Below are 25,402 nucleotides of genomic sequence, written 5' to 3'. Positions count from 1 at the left end.
TTCGGCTTTCTGCTGTAGTCACTTCAGGCAACTGACAGAAATCGCCGAATCCAAAAACTCTTGCTTTAGTCCTTTGCCACCAAAGACTGGCTACGTGATATACCATACTCATCTCATCTACGAAAAGAATCTGATATGGGAAATCTTCTGGATTCCGCCATTCTTTTGAGTAGACTGTTTCGCCGTTCTCGGAGAGACCTAATACGCTACTCTTCTTTGTAAGCTTAGTAATAGTTTCAATTAAGAGAACGTTTTTATCTGGTACTTTCATTCCTCGCTCTTTCAAAGCAGTATAGATTTTGTTTCTAAGCACCGCCGTAGCCTTTCCTGTCATGGCTGTAGCGGCTACAGAATATCCTTCTTGTATAAGGTCTCCGATAAAATTGCAGAGCATCGCCGTCTTGCCTGTGCCGCCAGCTCCAGACACTACAACATTTTCGCCTTCTGGTTTCAGTTGCTCTCTTAAATAGTCTACTATCTCCTGTTGTTCTTCAGTATATTTAAATACCTGCGGTGAAGTCGAATTCGGCACTTATTTTTCTCCATTCTGCTCTTATTTTTTCTCTTTCTGGATTAACTACGGGGATTTCTTTAGAAATTGGCTCTCTCTCTCTCAATAAGCGATAAAATATTTCCGAGCCTTTGTCGATTGGGGAATCCTTAAAAGACAATAAATTATTCTTATCAAGGATTCGGCTAATCTTAACGAAATCGCCTACTCGTTCGGCGATTCTTTTTGTCTTTAATTCATACAAATCCCACTCTTTGCCGTTTTCGATTTCATATTGTTTATCGAAAGCAAGCACTATCTCTTTGGCGCCTTGTTCTATCAACATATTGATATGATTTTCATGACATCCAAAAGTATGCGAAGCAACAGCATAAGGGACTTTGTATTGATTCGATAGCATTACAGATTTGGCGCCTTCAAAAATAATTGCGATACCCTCTTCTTTAATAGCTTCTTTCGCCAAATGCAGTCCATACAAATTAAAACTATTCGAGAAACTCCAAGAAGTCTTTTCCTCTGTCTGATATTTCTCTGGTCTTAATAAAGGTACGTATTTTGCTCGAGGGTATTCAAGCAATTTTAAATAAGGTATATCTGGAAAGCGTTCTTTAACGTTTCTACGTAGCGGTTTAAAGCTTCTTTCATAGAACCCAACTATTTCTCCCCTCGCGTTATGATGAGGTAATATAATAGTATCTTTCTCTGGGCAATACATTACTCCAAATTTCTTCATTATTGACGGTTCAATCTTATCTTCTTTGTGCCAAACCAGTTTGGCTAAGGTTTGTTCATCTGAAAGAAAATCTGAAGTAATTTCCAAAAGAGTAATTTCAGGAATACCTGCTATTGGTTCTAATTGCTTTACACTGAAAGAGGTATTTATTGGACTTTCATCAAACAAAATACCTTTAGAAGTTCTATTAGAAAGGTCAATCTCTTGACCATCAATCCAGTCTTCTAAGAAATCTTTGGCTTCATGCGGTGCGCCGAATCCCAAAGCTTCTTTTATCCAAGTATGAAGATACATTGCCCTACCGCATTCGCTAAAACAATGTACTTTCATTGTAGATGGATCAAATAAAGCGCTGTGATTATCGCCTTTATGGCAAAGACCAATTAGCTGTATAGAACGCTTTCCTGCGCTCATCACCCATCGAGGAGCGGCACCCAACTTGGAAAAGAGAGAGATAAAATCATTTCCCTCAAGAAGTTGTATCTTATCTTCATAGGTCATATTTTATCTCTCCTTTCGTTTTTTATTAGAAGCCTATTTCTTCTTCTCCTATCGAATCAGTAGCTTCTTTGATCAAAGATTCTTTATGGGCTTCAAGTTCGCCCTTGTAAGTGGCGTAATCTGCTTCGCTGATATCTGTTCCATAAGAGTAAGGGTTGACATTTACACCAACAATAACCCAAGAGGTAGTTTCGTATTCGTCGCTTTCGCTCTCGCCGAATGCATTTTGTCTTTCAACAATTCGAGTTACTTTCTTAATCTCACCCCAAGTATCTACATAGTAGGGGGTTTCTGGTGAAATAGGCAGAGTAGAAAAGAAATTGATGGCGCCCTCTGCGCGAGCTTGAAACTCGACTTCGGCGAGTCTGCTGTTGTAGCTATCTACATAGTATCCGCCGACCTTTAAAAATCTGTCGGTCTGTTTCTGCGGATCAGCTTCAATATCCTGAATAGAAGTAATCAGAAAGTCCAACTTCCATCTGTTCTTATATTCCTTTTTCGGATTGCTGTTGATAAAGGCGCCTCTCATCTTCTGCGAACGGGCAACCTCTGCCTTATTTCCTTTCGCCATGAAGTAAGAGCTGTCAATAGAACCCGAAATGCCGAACCAGTCAGCATCTTCGCCTGCATTGACAACTGTCAAAATGTTGCCTTCCATGATATCTTCAAGAACGCCGTAAGTCTTATTCGGCTTGCCGCTGGAAAAAACAGGTCTGGAATAAAAAGGAATCTTAACCGTAGTGCCTTCGGCATCTACCTCAAGGATAATGTCGCCGGCAATAGCTTCGCCTTTTTCAGTTTCTTTATGCTCCAAAGAAAAATCGTAAAGTCTGCCTTTCATGTCAATCGCATTGTAAGTTTTCATATTTTTTCTCCTTATTGTAAGTTATTGTTTTGGTTAAAATGAATTTTAATGTTGTTTAGTATGATTGATAAAAGTTCTGCTTGTCCTGCGCCGAGGCTACTTACTTTACGCCCTACACCTAATTCCTTTTCGCAAATCTCCTTGATTTTAACAGCATTATCTCGACTCTCTTCAACAAGTTGTTTTGTAAGAGTATCAAATTCGCTTTTCAACGCTGTAAAATCAAAAGAATCTTGAATTATTGCTACTGCGGGTTTATCTTCATGCACTATTTCGGCATTCTTCTCTTTAGCATCCTCTTCAATTGTCTTGAGCATAACTTCCTCAAAGTTTTTATAGCTACAGTAGACAGAATCCACTTTCGGCGTCCACCGTCCGCCGGCTCCGACGAATCCGCCCTTAGCGTTAAACCAAATTCTATGTTCTGAAATACCTGTAACTTTGTCTGGCTTTTCTCTCCTCAAATATACAATTTGATCAACAAACTTTTCGGCTACTCCATAAAGAGATTTGCTAATTGAAGAAACCCCGATATAAGCTTTTTGAGTTTCAAAGTCTACCTTATCTTCTGCATGAACAATATTCAATAAGATATATCCTTGATTTGCCAGTCTTTGTAGTTGAAACCCCAATTCTGTTTGAAGTGCTTTAGTGCCTTTGCCATAATCCACGTCAGAGCCGAAGTCAAAAGAATTTTTTTCGGTTGTCATCTTTTGACCGATATACTTATCTAAAAGCAAAATCAGATTTGTATAAGAGTCAATAACAACTGTTTCATAAAGTTCTCTTGCCTGTGGCATACAAAGCTGCGAAACGGCTTGTTTGAAATCTGCCCATGAGCCAATAGGCAAAGGAGTAAATCCTGCCAAACCCTCGGTACCATTTTCAGTCATTAAAAAGATAGGTTTCGGTGCAGAAGTGCAAAGCGTTGACTTACCAGCTTTACTTTTTCCGCAAATAATAAAACTTTTTGCTTGCATACTTACATTAACGGTTGTTTTCTTAGGTATGTTAAAAATGTTAATTACTGCCATTCTTTTCTCCTTTCTTATCTTATAATAAATTATACCATAAAAATTTTTTTAACGATAGTGGTTATTTTTTACAGATTAAGGGTAGTGCCTTGCACCTCGAAACTTTCGATATCAATTTGAGGACTAACTCGACCACCGTACTCATTGACCGACGCCTTACCTACTATTGTTGCTAAGTAACGTTCCTCAACTTTACCGTCATATGGAATAATAAGTGAGTCATGCTCTTCTTGACTTGATTTATGAGTAATACAAGAAACACCGTTCGGCAGGCTTATCTTTAATGTCGATTTGCGCTGTCCGCAAAGAAATAAAGATTGAGAGGATAATAGAACTCCTGTGATTGCGATCAACGGTTCTTCAATTCCCTGTCCCCATAAGTTTTTATAGTGCGCTATCTCAAATATAGCGTCTGGCAAAGCAGGATCATTAGCATCAAACAGAAAATCGCACTGATAAAGAATCTCTGAAGAAATCTCTTTGTATTTTTCATTGAAGTAAGCTCTTAACTTACCAATATTTTCGCCTTTAATCCCAACTCCTGCCGCTTGTTGATGCCCCATAACGTATGTGCATAAACGGCTCTCTTCACATTGAGTTCTAAAGTTGAGAAAAGCTTCGACGTTACTCGGCGCTCTTAAAGAACCTGAATATTTAACTTCTGCGCCCGGCTCTACCTTATCTTTAAATAACAATATGCAAGGTCTTTGATAGCCGTCTGCCAACGCCGCTGCGGTAACTCCACCCAAAGCACGCTGGTCTTCATTAAAATCATCTATGGGAATAATAATTACTTTATCCTCATACATCTTTTCATCAGATATCATTTCATCAATAAGACCTGCCATTTTTTTCTTTCTTGAATCTTGACGCCCTTTGGCATTAGAGGCTTGCCGAATGGCTTCATCTACATATAATACTTTAGGCTTTTCTTCAAATTCATCAAAGGCACTTTTCTTTACTCTTTTGCCACTATCGACTTCCTCAAGAGCCATATTATCCAATAAAGAATAGAATATAAACTTCTTTTCTTCGATAGGACTGATTCTATTAACGGCGTTAAATAAAGGAGCTATATTAAAGCCGATTCTCTTTGGATTATAGGGGATGTCATTTGAAACTCTTGTATCCAAAACTCGTGCTTGTACCAAGAATGGTAGGCGAATATTTTCCTCTTTCAGTCCCTCTTGAACCAAAAACCGAGTTTCTTTTGAGCGCAGATCCATTACGTCTGCTACTAAGCCAACAGCTACAAGATCTAACCATTTATTCGCTGTTTCAAAAATCATCTTTTGATCAAAAATACGACAGAGCTGAAAAACAACGCCAACCCCAGAAAGGGCTTTGTTTTTATAATCTTTTGAATGATAAGGATTCGCCACAATTGTTTTCTCGTTATCGCCTTTATTTGAGGTATCATGATGGTCTAATACTACTATCTCAATACCTAAATCATTAAGCGCCTTGTATTGTTCATCTGTGCCGCTTGCATCGGGGATTATCAATAAATCTGGCTTAATATTATCTCTCAAATCTTTCATAATAGTCGTATTTGAGAGACCATGAGTTTTACCTTCATGAAAAAGAAATACAAATTCAGGATTATTACCTTCCCAACTTCCTTCGTATCCTACTTCTTTTTGCAGTTCCAAATAGTTGACGAGAAGGGCAGCGCTTGTAAATCCATCGGTATCTGAATCGACGATAATCGCAATCTTCTCGCTATTTTTGAGATGAGAATGAATCTTATCGGCAATCCTTTCAAGATTTTCTATATCGTGAGGAGATTGGACATCATCCCAAGAGAGATTGAGAAAGTCTTCCGCAGAAACTTTAACATTTCGATTTTTTAAAACTATCTCTAAAAGAGGTAGTTTGTCCGTAGTACCTAACTGTATTTTCATTTTTTTTATATTCAAAATGCACTTACCTCATTGCTTTCTGATTTATTCTTCCAATCACGCATATAAACCCAGCAATCATGTAAGCATATTGCATCATATATATCTTGCTCCAAGTCTGGAGAGAGCTTATATTTTTCTACAACATAGTTGCGAGCCGCAGCTTTGCGATCATCTCGATATTTTTTAAAGAAGCCGAGCCGATTCTGCCATGTCGAGGGCGAAATTATTTCATAAGGTATCTCATGAAATTGAAAAGATAGTCTTGCGACACCTTGACACATAAAAAGAACTCCCATAGTGGTCCAATTTCCCATAGGACCTCTACCGCCGTCCTTATCGGGACCACCAGCTGGATTCTCTAATATCGCCTGTGACGGAGATTCTCTCTTAATAATTTCCTCTATCTCATGGTGTATCACTAAAAGCCGTTCATCTGCCGTTAATTTTCTCGGCTTCGGCTTTATAATACCGTATGAAAGAAGATTCTCCTTTTCATCATGAATTGACCAACCCGACTGTATAGATGCTAAATCTAAGGAAAATATCTTGCTCATTCGCCATCCCTTTCTCCGAAGATAAGCTGTTTTGAATAAGGTAAAGCTCTCATCCGTTTTCTAAAGAAATCCCATTCGATGAGAGGATGAAATTCTCTTTGCTTACAGATATTTCTTACCATTTCATAACTGCCTGTCCAGTGTCGTCTCTGCTTCCAAGCTGACGGAAGTATTTGTTTGATAGCTCTTTTCTTGGCTATTTGCGAAAGCCTATTATCAGACTTTATTCTCTTAATAGCTTCTATGGAATAAATTATATAGGACTCGGCAGGAAAGTCGTACTCGAAATTGCTTAAAGAAATGCTCTCTACATCAGAAAGAAGAGTATGCATTGTGCTTTCGGAGTTCTTTGTTACTCCTATTGTATAAGTATCCATTTCAGACCACCAATAAAGAGGGGCTGTAATATCCATTGATACAAAAATCTGTCTTAAAAACTTAGAGTGTGCCAGATTATCTTTCTCACTCGCATCCCAAAGGCGCATCGCCAAATCCAAGTCTTTTTCAGATATAATATCACCCGTCGAAGTGGAGATTCCCTTTTTAGGGAACCTCATACCTCTTATCGCGCCTTCTATATTAAAAGCTTCAAGATTCTCAATCTTCATTGGATGACTCCTCTTCTAACCACAAGCCAGAATAATCTACTTGAACGGTCACTTTAAGGCATTCGTCAACAATCTGCCCTTTACTTTTCTTTTGTTTCAACTCAATGGTCTTTTTAGTAAGTTCGCCGCCTGCCGCAATTGCGTCTTGAATTACTTCTTGAGCCTCTGCTTCAGTATCTACTTTATAAGATTCTACGCTTCTCATTAAAAGTTTTGCCATATCCTTTTTCTCCTTATCTTTTATTAAACAGTTATTACGCCAAGGCTGGACGCTTCTTCGTAACCAATGTACCAATCAGAATCCCTATCAAATCTTTCTTCAAGAGTTTCTTTCGGAATATTGGTTTCTTTGCAGATGATGTCTTTCATTGTTTCAACTTCTCGAGCATATCTTTCCATTCTGGCTTTTGTTTCTTTGTAATTACCTGCCCCTGCTGAACTTCCTTCATGGGCTACAAAGTGAGCATTTGGCGACATCGAGCGCCTATGACCAGCAAGGAAAATCATAAAAGCGGCGCTATGGCAGATCCCCTCGTTAATCGTGTGTATCGGAATCTTTGAATTTTTAATCAGATTGTAAAGAGTGAACATAACTGGCATTTCACCGCCATACGAAAAAATATGAATTGTGATTTCAGTCTTATCATGCGATTCCTCTCTGTTAAGGTATTGGATATAACGAAGTAGAAATTGACAATTCTCAAAACTGATGTCATCGTCTATCCAGATATGCCGGGTGTTTAACTCCCTATACCTTAAAGCTAAATCGGGATCGGCGAGTTGAAGATTTGGACTAAACTTGTCATTTTCTAAAACCACTTCCATAAAATCATTCATAATTTTCTCCTTTAAAGTTTTTCTATTTTTTTAAATAAGCCGCAATGGCAATCGCCCTCTACATCTTGTTCTCTGAAAAGTTTACAAGGGCATTTAGTATCTTCATTTTGGATTAATAAGCAAGGGCAGTATCCGCCATTTACTTTAAGTGTTTCAGCTATCTGCTCTGCTTCTTTTGTTTTGTTGCGCATAATACTTAACATAAGTTCACCTTTTAGCAGATTCTTTCAGCATATTGATTGGAACTTGCCAATTTAATACCCAGAACTTCATCATAGTGTGGCTCTTGGTTTGGGATATATCTGCCAAATTTGACGATGATGTTTGAGTATAAGAGTTTTAAACGTCCTACCTCTTTTTCGATTTCTTCTTTATTATACCCAGTATAGATGATTATTGGGTCAGAAACCTTTTCGCGAAAGGCAGCGATTAAAACTGAAAGGTCATCCATAGATAGGAAAGGTTCTAACCCTGCAATTACAATTGCTTCAGAGTATTCGTTTGCTTCATATCTTTGGACTATTGAATCTACTGTTATTTTAAGAATTTTGTTATTTCTTGCAGAATAGTTTTGGCAATTCTCTTTGCCGCATTTCCAATCACAATGCGGCATATCTATTCTCATTGAGCATTTTCGGTAGTTTACGAAATCTTCGTCTATTAATCCCAGAATCTCAATCAGAGAAGTCCTCTCCCAAGTTTGAATCTCAATCATAAGTCTCCTTTGCCGAGCCATTCTCTCAAATTAAACTCTTTTTTTCTTTCTTTAGAATAAGTTGTTTCAGGGGTTAAGAAACCGACAATTCGCTGATACGTAGTTTTTTTCTTTCCGCCACAGTGAGGACACTGTTCGCCATAGAATCCATGATTATTGGCACATGCGCTTATCTTGACATTAAAGGCAAAATAAATAACTCCCTCTTGGGCGATTCTATTTAAAAGATTCCATGCTGTATCAAAATCTTCTATAGGTGCATCTAAATTAATATGGGCGATACTGCCGCCGTTACAAGCCTTATCCAAGATTGCGCTTAGGCTGATTTTTTCTTGTAAGGTAGTTTTGATTCCCAAAGGAATCCATTGATTACCATAAAGAGGAAGGGTATATTCAGCTTCAGGATAAAACTCTATATCTTTTTGCATAAGAATTGCGGCTGCCCGCTCGCCGGGTATTTGTTCAACGTTTATTTTATAGTTTTTGTCTGCCGCAAATTCATCTTTAACTCTGTTTATTAGCTCAAAGATTTCTTCTGCAAATTCGACACCTTTATTACTATAAGTTTTATTCCCAAAAGCATCTTCTTTAATAAAGCCAAAATGCTCGACAGCTTCATACAAGCCGTTAATGCCGATAGTGTTGTATAGAGAATCCATTCTGATCAAACCATGATTAAAGTTAGTCAATAGACCTTTTTCAATGTTTCTTTGGATAATAGATCTTACTACGTGAAGGATTCGGCAACACTCGACAACTCTTTCTTCCAAGATCTCCATATAGGATTCTTCTTCGCCATCTGCCTCATATGCGATTCTCGCAAGATTGATAGTATTAACCTTTACAGAACCGACTTCAAGCGCTGTCCCACCAATGGAATTAAAATAGCCCATACTTTTTACATCGCTAAGTAATCTACAGCAGTTCGATAATGAAGTGATATCTCCAGAAGTAAAGAAATTTGAATCGTTCCAAAGCATATTGTGCTTGCAGCAGAATCTCGCAAACTCTTGGTCCACGAAATGACCGTCTTGGAATAATAAGCTATAAGATAAAACAGGGAATGTCATCATATTGTTGTGGCGAATATCAGAACAAACTTCCAAAAAGACTTTTTGGAGTTCTATTATTTCTTCGATATAGTCAACAACAAAAGAGCCGTCGGGGTATTCTTTGCCGCCGAATACAGATTCAAGATAAGGTCTATCAAAAATAGAGAAATTTGTAAAGGCACTTTGAATAATCCTTAAATAAGGCTGATTTAGTTTATAGATTATCCTTTGGAGTTCTTGCCGTCTATAATACTCTGGCGAAAAAGTTGCATAGCCATTCTCACAGTCTTTCTTCCAAAAGTAATAAAAATAAATTAAAAAGTTTGGCAATCCTACTGCTCCTGAAAGCCGATTCGTTTCAAAGCTAACAAATTCACCAACAAAATCAACGAAAGTGCTTAAATGCTTTGGAGGACCGCCGTTAAAGTTGTCAATAAAGAAGAGTCCTTTTTTAACAAGTGGCTCTAAATCATGAGCATAACAGTAAGGCTTCAAAGTTGAGGAATAAGCATCATGAAGATAATAACGCCCTATCCATTCTCCAAGCAATGCCTTTTTCGCAGCCGCTAAGCCGAATTGCTTCTCCATTTCATAGAAGATTTTATTAAAACCTAATAATTTCAAATGAGGTTTTGGCATCTCTATTTCCAAAGTGCATATATCTTTAGAACCCACATTGGCGTTGCCGTCAATGGATGCATCACTTACAGTATCTTCATCAACGAAGTTGTCTATGAAAGAAGTATAGTCCAAGTTCTCATCGGCAAATCCGTTTAATTGTAAAAGTTTTTCTCCATAAGTTTCTTTCAGGTTGTTGAATGAATCAACAAAATTCTTCGTCAGTTTGAGTGGAATATTGAAATTAGCTGTTTGCAATTTTTTCACCTTCGCAGTCAACCCACTTTCTTGCATCCGCAAAAGATAATAAAGGGGTAACTTCATTAATCTTTAACATTGGAGTATATACTACTCCCAATGCTACCAAAGTCGGCAGATCTGTTTCTTCTTTAAATTTAATTCCCTTTTGCTCCATTTTTTTCTTTAAAACATCACATTTTGGGCAATTCTTTTGAGTATAGATTGTTACTAAATTCATAAAGATTCCTCCCTTTTCCCTTTTCTTCTATATTCAAGATATTCTTTCCCCAGAGGGGTTAAAATAACCATATTGACTTTAACTTTAAAAGGCTTTTTTTCCCTCAATTCTCTTCTCGCGAAACCCCAACGAACTAAAGAGCGAGTTAGTGCTGCATCTATTTGCCGAGGCAATAAATTCATCCGTTCGGCGAGATCTATTGAAGTCGTCTCGCCGCCTACCTTTTCTAATCCTTCCAGTATTTTATATGAGAAAGGCTTAATTTCGATATGTGAGAATTTTCCCACTAATAATTCATCTCCCGTCAATTATCTTTACTATTATAGCCGAACGCAACGGCGTTTAAATTAGTTATCCAATACTTTTCCGAATTGTTTAATTCGCTAAGTTCACAGACTTCTAATACTTCAAATGTAAAATTTTCGGCACCCTCGGTAGCCATCGCCTTATAAAACTTATTAGTTAAATAACTGTTTGAGCCGATACCTAATGAAATTTTAACGTGTTCTGCCCAACGAGTGCCGATGCACGTTGCCTGACCAACATACATTTTTTTATTATTTTTATTTGTAATCTTATAAATTCCGACAGTTTTATCTGCATTTAAAGTTTTTCTTAAACTTTGTAAAGGCTTTTGATAGTATTCTGTCCATATTAATTTATTTAAAGCTTCAACCCTAAAGAAGTTTTTGGAAAAATCTCTAATTAAAGAAATATCATTCTTTTCTTGTGCGGATAGCGTAATAGAGTGAAAGTTATCAAAATCTTCACTTTCATTAGCTATTTTTAATTGCTCTTGAAAGATATTTAATTTCTTCTTAGAATCTTCGATAGCATTCGTCAGTGTGGAGAAGGACTCTTCCAATTTTGGAAGGTCGCTCTCAGCTATCTTTTTTTTTATTTCTTCCGCTAAATTTTCTTCAAAAGTGGAGAGTCTTTTTTGACGCTCAAGTTCTAAATCTTTTTCTACTAACTCAACGGCAGCGCAGCGCTTATCATTTAAGCTTTCGAGAGTATGTATCAACTCTCCTATTTCGCCTTGTTTTTCCTGCACCATTTCGCTTAGTTTTTGAATAATGGCTGAAGTCGCCTCAATTTCATCGGCGATTGTTTGTTTTTTTTGTTCTTGTAGATCAATCTCTTGTTTTAATCTCTCAAAGTTTTGAAGTGCTGCTCGAAGAGTCTTCGCTTGACGGCTTAAAAGAAAGATGGTTACACCTAAAATCAACGAACAGCCTAATAAGGTAGGGATTGTTATTATCAGCATTATTTAGGCTCCAGTCCAACTATTTCGCCTTTTGGTACAAATAGTTTCCTTCCTCGAGGAGTACTGACAATAGTAAAGAATGAGATGTGCTTACTATCTGAAATGCCCTCTTGATATGAAATGACTATGTTATCAAACTCTTGCAACTCTTGCCGAGTAGAAACAAAGATAATCTTTTCATTTTCATGAAGTTTAACGTTCTTTTCCCAAGGAATCCAATCATCTTCTACCTTTAGCTTTTCGGCATTAATACAAAAACCTCTGCCTAAATTAGTATATACTAAAATGTCATCGGCTACAAGTACTTTTAAGATAGTTGCTTTAGGCTGTTCAAGGAGATCGTCTTCGGTATTCGTCGTTTCGTCAAAAAGTGTTTCATCACTAATTTCAGCCTTTTCCTCATCTATTTCTATTAAATTCTTGATGACTTGATATTTGTCATTCTCTTTGGCGATATAAAAGCATCCCTCACTGGAAACTGAAGCGAAAGAACTCTCATATTCTTCACCAGAATATATCTGTGTCCGACGAGAATCGCCGTATTCTTCGGCTATTGCCACATAATACTTAATTAGCTCTTCATTTGATTTATTCCTATCTCGAAGGATTGAACTAATTCTTTCCTGTTCGGCGACGATTTCTTCCAACTCATTAGCTATCTTTTGTATATCAAGATTTGACAATCTATGAAGCCTTAAATCAACGATCGCCTCTGCTTGAGTCTTTAAAAAACTATATTGCTGAATCAATTTAGTAATTGAATCTGCTCTGCCAGATGATGCTTTAATAGTTTTTATTACATCGTCGAGTATTGAGTAAGCTTTTAACAGACCCCTTGCTACATCGGCTCGCTCTCGCAATCTGTTTGCTTCAAACAGAAAGTGTCGCATAAGGACACCTTCGGCATGAGCGATATGTGCCAAAAGGGCTTCTTTTAAAGAGAATATTTTCGGAACCTTTCCATCTTTCAACATAGTCATTTGAATAGTAAAATGTTTCTGGAAAGAAGTTTTCTCGCACAGCCATTTAAGGAGTCCCTCTGGGTCTCTGGTTACCAATAAAAGACTTACAGTAGATTTACTGAAATCTTTAACATCAGTGAAAGGCACTTTTTCAGAACTGTCAAGCGCTTGTTCTAATTCCTTAACTAAGGTTTCTGTATAAACGCCGTATGGAAGTTCCGTTATTTCCAAAAAAAAGTCATCGCCTTTTTTCGTAAGCTTAGTCTTCCCTCTTAAAAGAGCCGATTTGCTTTTGCCTTTTCGCAAAGTGTTAAGGGTAGTTTGAGGATTTAATAAAACCCCTCCAGAAGCAAAATCTGGCAGTACATTTACTTCGGCTTTCGGATTTCTTATTAAGTCAATTATTGCCGCATTAATCTCTTTGATATTGAACTGCGGAATTGAAGAAACGAGCGTTGAGCCGATAGCAACATTGCCGTTACAGCCGTTCCAGAATCCTAAAGAAGGAAATAATACAGGGAATACATCTTCCTCATCATAAGTAGGTTCCCACTCTTTAATAATACCCTCTTCATTCAGAAAAACCATTAAGTGATCTGCTAACTTGGAGAGTCGGCATTCGGTATAACGGGAAGCCGCATAAGAGTTTTGTCTTGTAGGGTTGCCGTTTACCCCTTTAATATCTTCAAGCAAATACCTGTAATTAAGCTTTCGGCTCATTCGGATTATTTGCTCATAGCAACTCGAGTCGCCGTGGACATAGCAAAAAGCTAATGCGGCGGCTACTGACTTCTGTGATTTTTTGAACGGGTGTTTTGAATCTAACTTTTCTTTTTTCTGCGAATATAGGATTTGTCTTTGAGTATATCGTAAGCCGTCCCTTGAATCAGGAACAACACGATGCCTTAAAACAAAAGCCGAATAGTCGAGAAAGTTTTGCTTGACTGCCTGTTCTAATGTTAGCATCCTTTTCCTCCTTACATAAAGATGACTCTTTCAAAATCAACTTCATTAAATAGAAATTCTTTACGTCCAGCAACTTGAGGACCCATAAGGCTATTTATCGCTTCCTCGAACTTCTCCCAATTAGATGGTTTTAACTGTATCCATCTTTTTGATTTTCCGAATAAAGCTTCAGCAGCCGCCTTTTCCTCGAGTTCGCCAAGACCTTTTGCACGAGTGATAGGTTTTACTAGATTCTTCTTTTCTTCCTCTTCAAAGGCGAAGTTGCCTTTCTCATCATAGTAAAGAGGAGATTGCATCCACCAAAGACGCCCTTCTTTTAAGAAATCTGGCATACAAACATAAAAGAAAGTAGTTATTAAACACATAATTGCACGTCCATCGGCATCGGCGTCTGTTGCTATAAGCACTTTACCAAAACGCAATTTCTTTGAATTATAGCTCTCAAATATACCTGCTCCTAAAATTTGAGCGATTTGTTGTATCTCTACGTTAGAAAGGTATTTATCTTTTTTTGATTTTAAACAGTTGATAATTTTGCCTCGAAGTTCAAATAGGGCAGTGTTTTTAACATCACGTCCCCATACCAAAGCTCCTACCGCAGAACTACCCTCGCAAAGAGCCAAGAAACTATCTTCTCCATGTTCTTGGCAATCTTTGAACTTATCGCCGATTCTGACTCGCTTTTTACTTCCTTTATTGATTTCGTCCATTGACTTTAAAATCTTCTGACGCGCACGTTCGGCAGCTTCGGCGGCTTTCATCTCTGCTTCTAAAGACTTCACAAGCTCTCGCCACTCTGGGGCTTTTACCAAATCGTCTATACCGTCTTTAATAGCTATCGTAATTTCAGAGTTCACTTCTTTATTACCAATCTCCGTTTTAGACTGATTGGAAAATAAAGGATTGGAAACGAAAATAGCTACATACCCAGAGAACATGCTCTGAATTTGAAGTCCAGAAAGTTTTAATCCAGTTAAAGAGTTTATATTCCTCGTTAATTGAGTTTTAAAGTGAGTGATAAACGCCCCGCCCTGTGGCAGATAAAGTCTATTTCCAAACGGCTTTATTTCGCCTTTTTCCAAAGACAAAGATAAAATCAGGTTTTTAGATTCATAATAAATCTTGGTATTTTTTTCTTTAAGTCCGTTTGGATAAGTGATCGTACTTCTTCTTCCGTCAAAATTAAGCTCTATCCTAATCTTAGGATAAAACTTCATCATTTCTGAAAGTTCGTTTCTTAGTTCTTCTTCTACGAACCAATTATCCTCGTAAATCGCTTTATCTGGACTATACTTTACTGAAACGCCTGTAAGTCTTCCAATAGGATTTTCTCCTTGGGAAACTATATGGGCGCCGTCTTCGTCGCTCTCAAATTCGGCGTAGTAGCAGCTTTCACCATCATTCGATATTACTTTGAATCTTTTTGAAGTATGAGTTACTACAGACGCGCCGATGCCATTTAATCCGATGGCATTGGTTTCTCTATTATCAAAGTGAGAGCCAGTATGCGGCATCGTAAAGGCAGCAATTAGTGAATGACTTCCATCTTCTCGAATAGCATTTGGTATGCCGGGTCCGTTATCTATTACTTCAATAGTTTCTTTCTTGGAGTCGATATTTATAAGAATACGACCGTCTTTTGCGCCAATTTCTTGAAGAGCATCCAAGCTGTTTACATAGATTTCTCTTAGTGCTAAATGCAAAGCTTCAGCGGGATTGGCAGATAAATACATGCCAATTCTTAATCTAACAGCTTTGCCAAAATCAATAGTTTTAATATCTCTTTTCTGCACGTGCTAATCTCCTTTTCTTCCAATTTTTCACTCTTTTCAAGTTATACTTTATTATAACATAAAAAAAAATTTCTTGCAAAAATAATTAGCCTTCTGGTGCAGCATCACAACAATCTCCGCAGCCTTGCCCTCCAGTATTGCAAAAATCACAAGCTGTCCCTGAAATTCTGGCATTAAGTACTACTGAACGAAAAGTATTCATAAAATCCGCAGTTATTACTTGATCTGGCGATCTATTTGCAGGAATGATCATTCCGCTACCCATTTGCCGAATAGTAGATAGAATGGTATTTATTTTAGAAGCATATAGGAAATCTCTGTTCTCGGCGGAAATACTTTGATTCTTCGGTAAGGTCGAGTCATATTCTCCCAAATGACCAGTATAGTTTATCGCATCTATAATATCATTGAATAAGTCTCTTGGGAAAGCATTTATAATAACTTCATTAGGACTAACCGTATCCCAATTCGCTGTAAGCCCGGGATTGTGATTATAAAGATACTGACCCCCAAATTGACATATCGCTTGACAGGTTTCGCACATTCCTTGACACATACTTATTTTCCTTTCATCCAATTGATCAACGCATTTTGGTCCTCTTTTGAAGATTTGCTATTTATTTCTAATATTGTTTTGGCTAACTGATTATTTAAAAGTAGCCACTTACAACGCATTTTATTAACGATATTTATCTCACCAAACAAGTCATAACTTGTTGAAGGGCAAGAATAGGAAGAGCAACTCTGCCTTAAAGGACAGTTAATACATAGATCTTTTTCGCTATTTTCTATCACATCTTTTTGATTTAAGAGATTCAAAAGCTTTTCATGTTTAGCTGGGTCAATACCAGTATCAATATGTCCGATATAGAAAATATTCTTTTCATGAGTATTTTGCTCTTGGCAAGCAGTAATTTCCCCTTGTGTGCCGATACCTACTGATCGAACGCCGAAACCGCAACTCAAATGGTTCATTTTTTTTATATCAGTGCCGTCATTTATTAAGATTTTCTTTAACTCTCTCTCAAAAAGCAGAAAACGTAATATATTCGGCGCTTTGCGAATTATATCCAAATATTGATTATATATAATATAGGAAACTTCTTTAACTAAATTTTCTGTCGCTTCTTCAGACCATTCTTCTCTCACATTGGGAGTGCAGAAGAAAGTTTTAAAACCTTGGCTTTTAGCAAAAAAGTAATTCTCTGATAATAAACCTGCCGTTTTCGGCGTAATTGTTGACCTAAAAGTAGTATTTGGGAAATACTTTAAAATTAAAGGTATGTTCTTAGCCACAAGAAGGAAGGAGTCGGCGCCATTAGCCATCTTTCTCTGTATATTTTGACTCTTTTCGGCTCCGTCTATTGATAAAAGAATAGAAAAAGTAGGAAAACTTGATAAGAATTTTAGGCGCGTTTCATCAAGGAGAACTCCATTAGTTGTCATTCCCCACCGAATTTCTTTTTTTGTTGAGAGTTTTATTTTATCTCTCGCCCAAACCATTAATGGTTTTATAAGTTCTTCAAAACGTAAAGTCGGTTCTCCACCAAAGAAATTAATTGAAGGAGGCGTATCTTTTGGCTCTTTCTCATAATTTTCCACAAGCCATAATACTACCTTTTTGGCAGTCTCTAAACTCATATGAGAGTTATTTGGGCATGTGAAACAATATGAACATCTCATATTACAAGTATTAGTAACATTTAAAACAGCATTTGTTGGATACATCCTTTTGCTCCTTGTAGTTGATAGCCCGGACTATATCCGGGCTTTTCATTAATATTCTAACACGTATTCGGCATTTTCGATTTTAATTTCCTTGTCTTGATGAATAAAGAAATCCTTATCTTTTCCTTCGATAATGTTAAACCACTTACTTGAGTTAAAAAATAGCTTTTTTCTATGGTCTAAAATAGTAGAACGCGTATCCTCATTGTCTTTAACTTCTTTTAAAAGAGTCTTATTAGAGCGAGAATCTATATAAAAAAGTTTCATTTAGTCCTCGCTATCTCTTTTCTGGTTAAAAAGTGCTAATCTATTCATTATAACAAGTGTTCGCACATCATTATAATTTAAGTTCAGAATCGGCAACTCTGTTTCTGGATCAACGCCTGTGCCGACAATGATCCCTTTTTCAAAAGCCTTTTCCACAGCGCTTTTTCCCCATTCAGGTACTTCTTCAATAGTTTTATATAGATCTGGTGCTGGCAAAATAGAGTCTTTTACAACTTGAACTTTTTTGTCAAGCTCAAGTACTGTTTGTACTATATTTGCCATTTTCCCGTCAAGTATTTGGTTAAATTCTTCTATAGTCATTTTACTTAATATATCTCCTTTCTTAGCCTCAATCATTGTTTGGACATCTGCTCGGAATTGATTTATTGAATAATCTCCGAGGTAGTTCCAAAGATGTTCAGGGTCGGCATGCCCAGACCCATAACCTCTCCGATAAGATTCCGCATGAGTCGTTATCCTCGAACTCGGCAAATTATGAAAAATGCATAAGTCTGAAAAAACATCTATCGCCGTTGCCGTTACATCGCGAATGAACTGTTTTGTTTTTACAGGGTCTTTATCCGCAAAAGTCGCCCCACCTGTATATTTTATCGTAGCTGGCTCGGTCATCTCAATACCAATTGAGCTTCCATTATAGGATTGACGAGTAGTTGGATGAGTACCAACGTGATAACACTTCTTTGCAAAACCCGGCGTTTTAAAGACAGGTGCCGTTTCTAAGAATCTGCCCGGTTCTATCCAACCACCAACACTTGCGCGAAAAGGAGAGACATTGAATTGTCTTTCGAATACGTCTGCTGATGGCTGCCCAACGCCGACCGAGTGAAGAACAAGATAGTTTATTTGAATATCTTCAAGATTCCAGAAAGCGCCTTTTGTTGCCCACTTTATATCGTGTTTATATGCCATTATATCCCTCCTTTAACTTATATTTATTCTGGTAATTCACAAATTTCTTCTGCTTTTTGAACGATTTTACTCCTATAGATATTGTTCAAATGTACGTGTCCGGCGTAGTCTTGACCAATGAAAACTTCAATAGCTCTTTCTAAGCCGTTTGCGTTTCTTTTAAAGCGGTCTGAATCTATCTGTTTAATGTCGCCCTCGATACAAATCTTAGTATCTTCCGCAGTTCTTTGCAGTAAAAGCTGCATTAAGTAACGATTAGTATTTTGGGCTTCAGTCATAAAACAGAACGAGTTCGGCGGAACTTCGTATCCACGACAATCTCCCATAGGAATAATTACAAGATCTTCGCTGGCGATTAATCTGTCAACCTCGGTGCGGCTACCCAGCTTAGAAATAAGTACAGAGCCAATTGAGGTTTCTAATAATTTATCTATCTTATCGCCCGGCACAAATCCTAATTTAACTGCCGACTGTGCAATCCAAGGATTTGTGAATACAACTATTTTACTTATTCTGCCTTTCTCATATTCTTGGAAAGCATATGCCAAGGAGAGAAGAGTCTTTCCCGAACCTGCCGAGCCTGTGCAAAAAGTCAATTGATTTCTGCTTAAAGAATCCATAAAGGCTATTTGGTATGGGTCTTCATTCTTCGGCTTAATTTCGCCGAAATGTCGAGAAGAAAAGCTTTTAAAACGTACTTCTGAAAATCGTTTTCCATCCCAAAGATAGGGTGGAGTTTTCTTTGTCTCGCCGTTTTTTTCATATTCGATAACCAGATAAGAGTTTAAAGGCAAGTTAAAAAACGAATTGTCTGTCATATTCTCGTAAAATTTGGCAACTTGATTAGCATCAAGTTTAAGAGTTTGTATTCCAGATTTAGTCAAATCAGTTGACTCCTTTAATTATTTGGCGTCTTCGCCATTATTTCCTTCATATTGTCCTGTTAAATTCTTATATAAAGAATATGCTCCACTGGAAGCTATTCCAGATATCAATCCTGTCGCAATTGCGTCATAAACATTCATTGATACCAGTTCAGGGATTGCAAAAACTTTGCCGAGAACGGCGAGTATTGCTCCCGTAGTCATAACAATAATCGGCACCCATTTTGTGGGTAATTTAGGTATTTGTTTTATTGCCTGCCCAATTAAAAAACAAATCAGGGCGATCGAGGCAATCGGCACAAAAGTCGAAAAATCAATCATAATATAAAACTCCTTATTATATTTATGTAAAAGAACTTGAATCGCCGCTATGTAGCGACTTTTGACTTAGTTCTTCTATCATTTTAGTTACAAAGCTATTTCCACCGTTGGCTTTATAAGATTCATATAGTTTGAAAACAGTTTCAAGTTCTTCCTCGGACATCGTTTCCTTATCTTTATAGAATCTATATGCTCTTACAATTCTATCTCGGACTATAGCTTGTTGTGTAAATTCCATCTTTGAATTATAACTTTTTAGCTGCGACACTTCTTCATATAATTTACCTATTTCTTTCTGAATGCTGGTAAATTCATCATTGGTTCCTTCTATAAAACTATCCATCTTCTTTTCGAGAGAGTCTATAGATTTTTGTAGCACTTCAACATTCTGAAAAGACTTTATAATTGGCTTGACCGCTTTTCCATAAAAAACAATCAAAGCCACTATCGCGCCCGTAAGATAGAGAAGTGGCTCCAACCATGTCTTGAAGTCTTCCATCATATTCCTCCGCTTATATTTGGTCTGTCCTCTTTTACATATAGATATACATGTTTATAATATCAAGAATAAAAGTTTTAATCCCAATTAAAATAGTCTATTTTTAAAAACCAAGTAGACTTTTCGCCTAACTCTCTCGGCATAGTATAGTTGCCTTTAATGCAAATTTGTTTTTTGTCTCCCAGATGAGCGATTATGTCAAGAACTCCGTATCCAGTTCCCATTGGAACAAAGTAGGGCTCGGCAGAACTCTCTAAGGAAGTATGTTTGGCAGTTACTTTGTCATCAATACTTGCAATTGCCATTTCATAAATCTCAACGCCAAGCTCTTCTGAAAAATGGAATATAATCTGATTATTCCTAATATCTAAAGAACCATTTTTTAAAGGACAATCATTTGGTAGATTAGGAAAAGAAAAGTCCTCGAAATAAAAACGATTAAATTCATCATTGTTCGGCGATTCGAACTTCATTGAAAAGGCTACTTGCGCGCCATATGATTTAATTTTAAAGTTCCTTTGCGGTTCATCAGGATCGTCAAGCCCTTCCAACAAGTATGCCGGTTCGGCGGTTATTGTTTCAACCAAATTCGTTGGAGTTTTGCTAATTAAAGGCGTATAGATAATTATTGGACTGCTTTTTTCGGGCAGAATTATCTCCAGATTGCCGTTTTCGACAATAGCTTCTCCTGTTGGTGGTTCCGTTAACTCTGTCGCTGTCCTATTTGTTGGAAGACCAATGATTTCTAATTTAAAAAAAACTAAATGAGCAATGGCATTATCTTTTTTTAACTGAATATCGAAATAGTATTCGCCCGGTTCGATCCAAGTTTCTTTCGGAGATAGTTTAATTTCAAATTCTCCGCTGGCAGGATTCTCGAAAACTAAGTTCTTCTTAATCGCCGCTCTTGAATCATAATAGTCATGGTCCCACATAGCCGATTTTACAGTAATAAAGCCTTCATAACCGGTTAAATCAAAAGGAATTTTGGCAGATACTCTTATTTTAACTGGTAGGGAGACCGAGGTCCCCCTGTAAATTTTTAGACAATTGTCTTTTGAAGGAGTTGGCAAAATCATTTATCTTTCTCCTTTTCAAAAAATCTTAGCTTTTCCGCTCTCTGGAGCAATACGCAAAACTCTGCCCTCGTCATTTGGCTATCTGGTTTAAAAGTATTATCAGGATAGCCGAGTGCGACTCTATCTAAGGCACAAGTTTTTACTTCTTCATATGCCCAGTGTGTTTTTAATAAATCCGTAAATTCTGGTATTTGCCAAGGAATGATTATCCAGAAATCATCAATTTTATCTTTATTTAGAACAACTGTTTTTACCGGAGAGTTTTCTCCCCATGAGTTTTGCATTACAACATCGTCGCCATCCCACCCATACATAGCCATTGCGTGGCCGCCAGTTCCCCAATAGAAATGGCGAACATCAGTAAAAGCCATAACAGGCAAGTCATATTTGAAGATAAATTTCTTTACTTCATCAAGAGAATTTGTTCTAATATAGTGAGAAGGCTTAAAGGTAAAGGGCAATAACTCTTCCTTAACTGCCATTACTTTTTGGATAATAGAAGGTGCCGAACCCGGATTCTCAAATAAAGAAGCAAAAACATCGCCGTCTTCACAAAGATTACCGCAAGCCGAAGAGCCATACATTCCTTCTCCCTGAAATTGAGTGGGCTTTCTATTACCATATATAAACCCAACAGAAAAATCTCTATGTTCGCCTATTTGTTTATAATAGGCTACCTCTAAGATATTTGCGAGGGACTGCGCAACGCAATTCCCAGCAACTTGCTTTGCATAAGGTGGTTGAAAAGAGGTTCTATAAGATTCAGGAAGCACGAAATCGGCGGATTCATCGTATGCCATCGAGATAGGATAATCTCGAGGATCTTTTATCTCTTTTAAATATCCGCTATAATTATTCATATTAACCTCTCAATCTGGCGAGAATAGCCGCTACCTCTGCTCTCGTTATTGGGGCATCTGGTTTGAAAGTATCGTCTGAATATCCTTTGATAATACCCTTACTGACGAATTCTTGAATAGCTGAATAAGCCCAGTGTGTTTCTGGCACATCAATAAATTCTTTTTTTTCGCTCATTTAGTCCACCTCTTCTTCTTGAAGAGATTGATACTCTTCAAAAGTAATTTCATAATAATTTGATGCTTTGTCGCCGGCACCTAAATCAATTATGGTACCATATAAACTGCCGTTAGTGATAACTTTGCCGTCATCGGCAATTAATTTCCTATCTATAATTGTCATACGATTCTCCTTTTTAAAACTTTAAATAAATGCGAAAGTCCAGCCTGCGGTAATTGCATTGTTATATTGTGCCGTGCAGGCAGAATCGGCATTTATTTTTGATTGATGGGTAGTTGAAAATGTAATAGATTTGCCCGAACCGGCAGTTTTATTTAATGCGGTAAGAATAGACAATAGTGATGCAGTTGTTAAGAGTGTTGACGATTGAAAATTAACGCTTGGGCAACTTATTGTTCCTGTAATTGTTATATTGGTTAATGCAGGACAATCTTTAAATGCATACTGCAAATAATATTGGCTGGTCATAGTTCCACTGACTACTAATTCTGAAACAGTGTCTAATTGTCAGCAACCCTCAAAAATAGAGCTAAAAGCAAGATCATATGTAGATGAAGAGCCATCTATTTTAACTAATATCTTTTTCATATTAGAATATCTGAATGCTTGAGGCATTCTTGCCGTTGCTCTATCAAATATCAAGCCGCTTGAATGCGTACTGTTTAGTTCAGTAATAAGAGAACCATAAAACATCCCTTCGCCTTGATATATCAAGTTAATTTTATATTTTGGCTTAAAAATATTGTCTGTCCAACCTTGTCCAAATGAACTCATATAACTTACTCTTGAGCCATTAGATTAAAATCTATCCCAAAAGGTATTGTACTCATCCTGCTTGCCTTTTGTATATACATCTCTTACCTTATTCGCATATTGACTTGTTTCTAACAAGTCATCCACGGCAACTCCCTTTTCGGTTATTGCCGTTTTGATGCTGTTTAAATCGCTTATTGCTTGATTTATATTTTCATTAATTGTAGCTATTTTACTCTCCCTCCTCAATAAGTAAATGAATTGTCACTCGAGGTAATTATTGAATTATCGCTTTTCGCGCCTAACTTAATCATATTCACAGTATTTGTAGTAGTATTTACTATAAATAGATTCAAAGACATTGCTAATTCACCAGTTTCCGTTCTTTCTGGTGGGATTGGACCGGGTCTGCTCGTTTTTTGGTTGCCGCAACTGCAAACATTACTAATCATATTGATGCCGCACCCGGGATATTCTACGCCATTCCAGTTAATTCCTGTTTTCGGCAACATCGCATCAATATGTGCATGTCCAGTGAAATGACCAACTACTTTTTGAGGACCTTGTGCAGAAAAGTCCTTAGCTATTGCTATCCCAGAACTTTGAAGTTTAGCATTTTCATCTGCATAATAATATGAATAACTTGGAATATCAAATGAAACTCCATCTTGAAAAGCATTTATTATTGTAATAAAATCTAAATTCTCGTTCGAGTAATCACCGAGATAATCCGACTTATATGGAAGACTATGAGAAAAGATAGACACTGTCCATTTTTTCTTTTCAGACATATCTAATGCTTTATTGACCAAAAACTCTATTTGCTCCTTACTTCGGCAAACACCTGATGCATAAGCTGGTTGTGTAGGAGTTGAATCGCTCATGGCGATATCGCCATTCTCGTTCTCATAGGTTTCGAAGCTACTTAACATGATGATTCGATGCTTTGTTTTATAATCATCTATATAGTAAAAACTTCTATCCGCACAATTCTCATCGTAAACTATCTTGCAATGGGCAGGAATTTTGATAGAGGAAGTGATATTATCGAACCAACGCCGATTAGTCATTATCTGTGTTGGATCATATTCTTCTTCAGAAAATTCAACTGTACTGTGCGGCAATTGATTATAATCGTGGTTACCTTTTGTAAAAAAGACTGGGCATTCGGCTTCATTGTAAATCTTTCTCGCCAATGCGAGAGCGGGATTTATTTCTCCATCAAACCTTACGGTATGAGTTAAGATATCACCTAAATCTAAGATATAATCTATTTTAATAGATTTGCTTATCCGAACGGCATCTCGATATCTATTGAATCGCCGCAGACCATCATATTTAAAGCCCGGCAACTCATCGACATCCACATGAGTATCAGTTACTATTAAGAAAGATATTGTATTACCTTTCTGTAAAGTTTTTATGGTATTCATCCTATCAGCAAGATGCTTATCGCACCACTGAGAATCTGGATAATCTAACAGTCCAGAATTTACAGATTTAATATTATTATTCTCGGTAGAAATATATTGTTCAATATTTCCTAATGCATCTTTTGCATAGTAGATATGGGTATCGGCATCTGTAGTATGTTCTGGAAGGTTTTCTTTATTTATTTTATGAATTACCAATTTTTTTTCTGTTGGTTCTGGTGGCTCTTCATCGCCGATATATAAATATGGGTTAGTTATTGTAACAATTTTCGGAAAGTTAGTCGCATCTGCCGAACTGGAATGTCTAACTCGTATTCTTGCTCGAGAAATAGGCTTGTCAATTGAGATTTTTTTATCATCTTCTTCTAAATCTTGATATAGTCTCAAAGCGATACTCGTACCATCTTCATAGGATACTTCTAAATCCACATATGCGCCGTTTTCGTTTGGCGTTTCAGTGAAGGCTTGGGCGCCTAATCGGACTTTAGAACTGGTTAACAGCGATTTGTCTATATCGCAAGAAGTATACCCTGCTTTTGTCTCAAAGGTAAGCGACAGAAAAGTGGCTGTCGTTTCTTCATTTGTCTCTGCCCCGACTCTTGGCACAAAGTCTAAAAAAGACGGAAAATGATTTATCATTCTTACCACTCCTCATATATTTGGATGCCGGAAGATGATCCGCCACCTTCGGTTTTACCTTTATTATATACATCTATAATTTTAGAAGCATATTCATTTGTTTTTATTGTAACAGGAATAGGAATTCCGAGATTAATGATTGTATTTTTGATAGCATTAAAATCCGCTATGGATTGGTTGATGTTTTCTGTTATTGTTGCCATGTTATCCTCCCTTAAATAAACGCAAACGTCCAACCTGCCGCAAGCGCAAGGTTATACTGTGCTGTGCAGGCTGAATCGTTGTTTATGGCTGTCTGGTGTACCGCTGCAAAAGTGATGGATTTCCCACTGCCTGCCGTCTTATTCAGTGCTGTGAGTATCGACAAAAGCGAAGCAGTGGTAAGCAGCGGCGACCACTGAAAGCTGATACCGGGACAGTTTAACGTCCCCTC

33 protein-coding genes are annotated in these 25,402 nt (G+C 37.2%); all 33 read right to left on the bottom strand.

Annotated features, from left to right (window positions below; all coding sequences use genetic code 11):
- The coding region (locus PHT93_RS12470) for an AAA family ATPase (protein WP_300243473.1) at positions 1-532 on the bottom strand (532 nt) is incomplete at its 3' end.
- A complete protein-coding gene (locus tag PHT93_RS12465) occupies positions 501-1,745 on the bottom strand; it encodes a hypothetical protein (protein WP_300243471.1) in 1,245 nt (414 codons plus the stop codon). The genes PHT93_RS12470 and PHT93_RS12465, both read right to left, overlap by 32 nt.
- A gap of 25 nt (positions 1,746-1,770) precedes the next feature.
- A complete protein-coding gene (locus tag PHT93_RS12460) occupies positions 1,771-2,610 on the bottom strand; it encodes a hypothetical protein (protein ID WP_300243469.1) in 840 nt (279 codons plus the stop codon).
- A gap of 11 nt (positions 2,611-2,621) precedes the next feature.
- Positions 2,622-3,644, bottom strand: a complete 1,023-nt coding sequence (locus PHT93_RS12455; protein ID WP_300243467.1) for an AAA family ATPase — start codon at positions 3,642-3,644, stop codon at positions 2,622-2,624.
- A gap of 68 nt (positions 3,645-3,712) precedes the next feature.
- Entirely contained in the window at positions 3,713-5,548 is a 1,836-nt protein-coding gene (locus PHT93_RS12450; protein WP_300243465.1) for a DHH family phosphoesterase, read from the bottom strand.
- Positions 5,549-5,559: 11 nt separating this feature from the next.
- Complete coding sequence (locus PHT93_RS12445; protein ID WP_300243463.1) at positions 5,560-6,102, bottom strand: hypothetical protein; 543 nt, start codon at positions 6,100-6,102, stop codon at positions 5,560-5,562.
- Positions 6,099-6,710: a hypothetical protein gene (locus PHT93_RS12440; RefSeq protein ID WP_300243461.1), complete on the bottom strand. Its 612-nt coding sequence runs from the start codon at positions 6,708-6,710 to the stop codon at positions 6,099-6,101. Before PHT93_RS12440 ends, PHT93_RS12445 begins: the two co-directional genes overlap by 4 nt.
- On the bottom strand, positions 6,700-6,930 hold the full coding sequence (locus PHT93_RS12435) for a hypothetical protein (RefSeq protein ID WP_300243459.1): 231 nt from the start codon (positions 6,928-6,930) through the stop codon (positions 6,700-6,702). Before PHT93_RS12435 ends, PHT93_RS12440 begins: the two co-directional genes overlap by 11 nt.
- 23 nt (positions 6,931-6,953) lie before the next feature.
- The gene (locus tag PHT93_RS12430) at positions 6,954-7,547 is read right to left on the bottom strand and encodes an ATP-dependent Clp protease proteolytic subunit (RefSeq protein WP_300243457.1); all 594 of its coding nucleotides are present in this window, start codon (positions 7,545-7,547) and stop codon (positions 6,954-6,956) included.
- An 11-nt stretch (positions 7,548-7,558) separates the two neighbouring features.
- Complete coding sequence (locus PHT93_RS12425) at positions 7,559-7,750, bottom strand: ferredoxin-thioredoxin reductase catalytic domain-containing protein (protein WP_300243455.1); 192 nt, start codon at positions 7,748-7,750, stop codon at positions 7,559-7,561.
- 11 nt (positions 7,751-7,761) lie between these two features.
- On the bottom strand, positions 7,762-8,262 hold the full coding sequence (locus PHT93_RS12420) for a 4Fe-4S cluster-binding domain-containing protein (protein ID WP_300243453.1): 501 nt from the start codon (positions 8,260-8,262) through the stop codon (positions 7,762-7,764).
- Positions 8,259-10,226, bottom strand: coding sequence for an anaerobic ribonucleoside-triphosphate reductase (locus PHT93_RS12415; protein WP_300243452.1), 1,968 nt, complete (start codon positions 10,224-10,226; stop codon positions 8,259-8,261). Before PHT93_RS12415 ends, PHT93_RS12420 begins: the two co-directional genes overlap by 4 nt.
- Positions 10,177-10,410, bottom strand: coding sequence for a hypothetical protein (locus PHT93_RS12410; protein WP_300243450.1), 234 nt, complete (start codon positions 10,408-10,410; stop codon positions 10,177-10,179). The genes PHT93_RS12415 and PHT93_RS12410 overlap by 50 nt, the downstream gene beginning before the upstream one ends.
- Positions 10,407-10,718 carry a hypothetical protein gene (locus PHT93_RS12405; RefSeq protein ID WP_300243448.1) on the bottom strand — a complete coding sequence of 104 codons (312 nt, stop codon included), beginning with the start codon at positions 10,716-10,718 and terminating at the stop codon, positions 10,407-10,409. Before PHT93_RS12405 ends, PHT93_RS12410 begins: the two co-directional genes overlap by 4 nt.
- Positions 10,715-11,677 (bottom strand): GIY-YIG nuclease family protein, encoded by a 963-nt coding sequence (locus tag PHT93_RS12400; RefSeq protein ID WP_300243446.1) that lies wholly within the window; start codon positions 11,675-11,677, stop codon positions 10,715-10,717. The genes PHT93_RS12405 and PHT93_RS12400 overlap by 4 nt, the downstream gene beginning before the upstream one ends.
- Positions 11,677-13,605, bottom strand: a complete 1,929-nt coding sequence (locus PHT93_RS12395; protein ID WP_300243444.1) for a DNA gyrase subunit A — start codon at positions 13,603-13,605, stop codon at positions 11,677-11,679. The genes PHT93_RS12400 and PHT93_RS12395 overlap by 1 nt, the downstream gene beginning before the upstream one ends.
- 11 nt (positions 13,606-13,616) lie before the next feature.
- Positions 13,617-15,398 (bottom strand): toprim domain-containing protein, encoded by a 1,782-nt coding sequence (locus tag PHT93_RS12390; protein ID WP_300243442.1) that lies wholly within the window; start codon positions 15,396-15,398, stop codon positions 13,617-13,619.
- An 85-nt stretch (positions 15,399-15,483) separates the two neighbouring features.
- Positions 15,484-15,942 carry a hypothetical protein gene (locus PHT93_RS12385; RefSeq protein ID WP_300243440.1) on the bottom strand — a complete coding sequence of 153 codons (459 nt, stop codon included), beginning with the start codon at positions 15,940-15,942 and terminating at the stop codon, positions 15,484-15,486.
- Positions 15,943-15,956: 14 nt separating this feature from the next.
- Complete coding sequence (locus tag PHT93_RS12380; protein WP_300243438.1) at positions 15,957-17,126, bottom strand: radical SAM protein; 1,170 nt, start codon at positions 17,124-17,126, stop codon at positions 15,957-15,959.
- 48 nt (positions 17,127-17,174) lie between these two features.
- Positions 17,175-17,393: a hypothetical protein gene (locus PHT93_RS12375; RefSeq protein ID WP_300243436.1), complete on the bottom strand. Its 219-nt coding sequence runs from the start codon at positions 17,391-17,393 to the stop codon at positions 17,175-17,177.
- On the bottom strand, positions 17,394-18,323 hold the full coding sequence (locus PHT93_RS12370; RefSeq protein ID WP_300243434.1) for an N-acetylmuramoyl-L-alanine amidase: 930 nt from the start codon (positions 18,321-18,323) through the stop codon (positions 17,394-17,396). It lies immediately after the preceding gene.
- A 23-nt stretch (positions 18,324-18,346) separates the two neighbouring features.
- On the bottom strand, positions 18,347-19,207 hold the full coding sequence (locus tag PHT93_RS12365) for a PhoH family protein (protein ID WP_300243432.1): 861 nt from the start codon (positions 19,205-19,207) through the stop codon (positions 18,347-18,349).
- An 18-nt stretch (positions 19,208-19,225) separates the two neighbouring features.
- Positions 19,226-19,528, bottom strand: coding sequence for a phage holin family protein (locus PHT93_RS12360; RefSeq protein WP_300243430.1), 303 nt, complete (start codon positions 19,526-19,528; stop codon positions 19,226-19,228).
- Between the two features lie 22 nt (positions 19,529-19,550).
- Entirely contained in the window at positions 19,551-20,030 is a 480-nt protein-coding gene (locus PHT93_RS12355; RefSeq protein WP_300243428.1) for a hypothetical protein, read from the bottom strand.
- A 74-nt stretch (positions 20,031-20,104) separates the two neighbouring features.
- A complete protein-coding gene (locus tag PHT93_RS12350; protein ID WP_300243426.1) occupies positions 20,105-21,106 on the bottom strand; it encodes a hypothetical protein in 1,002 nt (333 codons plus the stop codon).
- Complete coding sequence (locus PHT93_RS12345) at positions 21,103-21,966, bottom strand: S-layer homology domain-containing protein (RefSeq protein WP_300243424.1); 864 nt, start codon at positions 21,964-21,966, stop codon at positions 21,103-21,105. Before PHT93_RS12345 ends, PHT93_RS12350 begins: the two co-directional genes overlap by 4 nt.
- A gap of 1 nt (position 21,967) precedes the next feature.
- Positions 21,968-22,141: an S-layer homology domain-containing protein gene (locus PHT93_RS12340; protein WP_300243422.1), complete on the bottom strand. Its 174-nt coding sequence runs from the start codon at positions 22,139-22,141 to the stop codon at positions 21,968-21,970.
- Positions 22,142-22,306, bottom strand: coding sequence for a hypothetical protein (locus PHT93_RS12335; protein ID WP_300243420.1), 165 nt, complete (start codon positions 22,304-22,306; stop codon positions 22,142-22,144).
- A gap of 21 nt (positions 22,307-22,327) precedes the next feature.
- A complete protein-coding gene (locus PHT93_RS12330; protein WP_300243419.1) occupies positions 22,328-22,612 on the bottom strand; it encodes a hypothetical protein in 285 nt (94 codons plus the stop codon).
- 39 nt (positions 22,613-22,651) lie between these two features.
- Positions 22,652-22,918 (bottom strand): hypothetical protein, encoded by a 267-nt coding sequence (locus PHT93_RS12325; protein ID WP_300243417.1) that lies wholly within the window; start codon positions 22,916-22,918, stop codon positions 22,652-22,654.
- 224 nt (positions 22,919-23,142) lie between these two features.
- The gene (locus PHT93_RS12320; protein ID WP_300243415.1) at positions 23,143-24,969 is read right to left on the bottom strand and encodes a metallophosphoesterase; all 1,827 of its coding nucleotides are present in this window, start codon (positions 24,967-24,969) and stop codon (positions 23,143-23,145) included.
- Between the two features lie 2 nt (positions 24,970-24,971).
- On the bottom strand, positions 24,972-25,172 hold the full coding sequence (locus tag PHT93_RS12315; protein WP_300243412.1) for a hypothetical protein: 201 nt from the start codon (positions 25,170-25,172) through the stop codon (positions 24,972-24,974).
- Positions 25,173-25,183: 11 nt separating this feature from the next.
- Positions 25,184-25,402 (bottom strand): hypothetical protein (locus PHT93_RS12310; RefSeq protein WP_300243410.1); only part of this gene is annotated, 219 nt, incomplete at its 5' end.

It is taken from the genome of Massilibacteroides sp., from assembly GCF_028705895.1.
Classification (GTDB): domain Bacteria; phylum Bacteroidota; class Bacteroidia; order Bacteroidales; family Tannerellaceae; genus Massilibacteroides.
The sequence above is the reverse complement of the archived record's forward strand: the minus strand, read 5'-3'. Positions and strand labels throughout refer to the sequence as shown.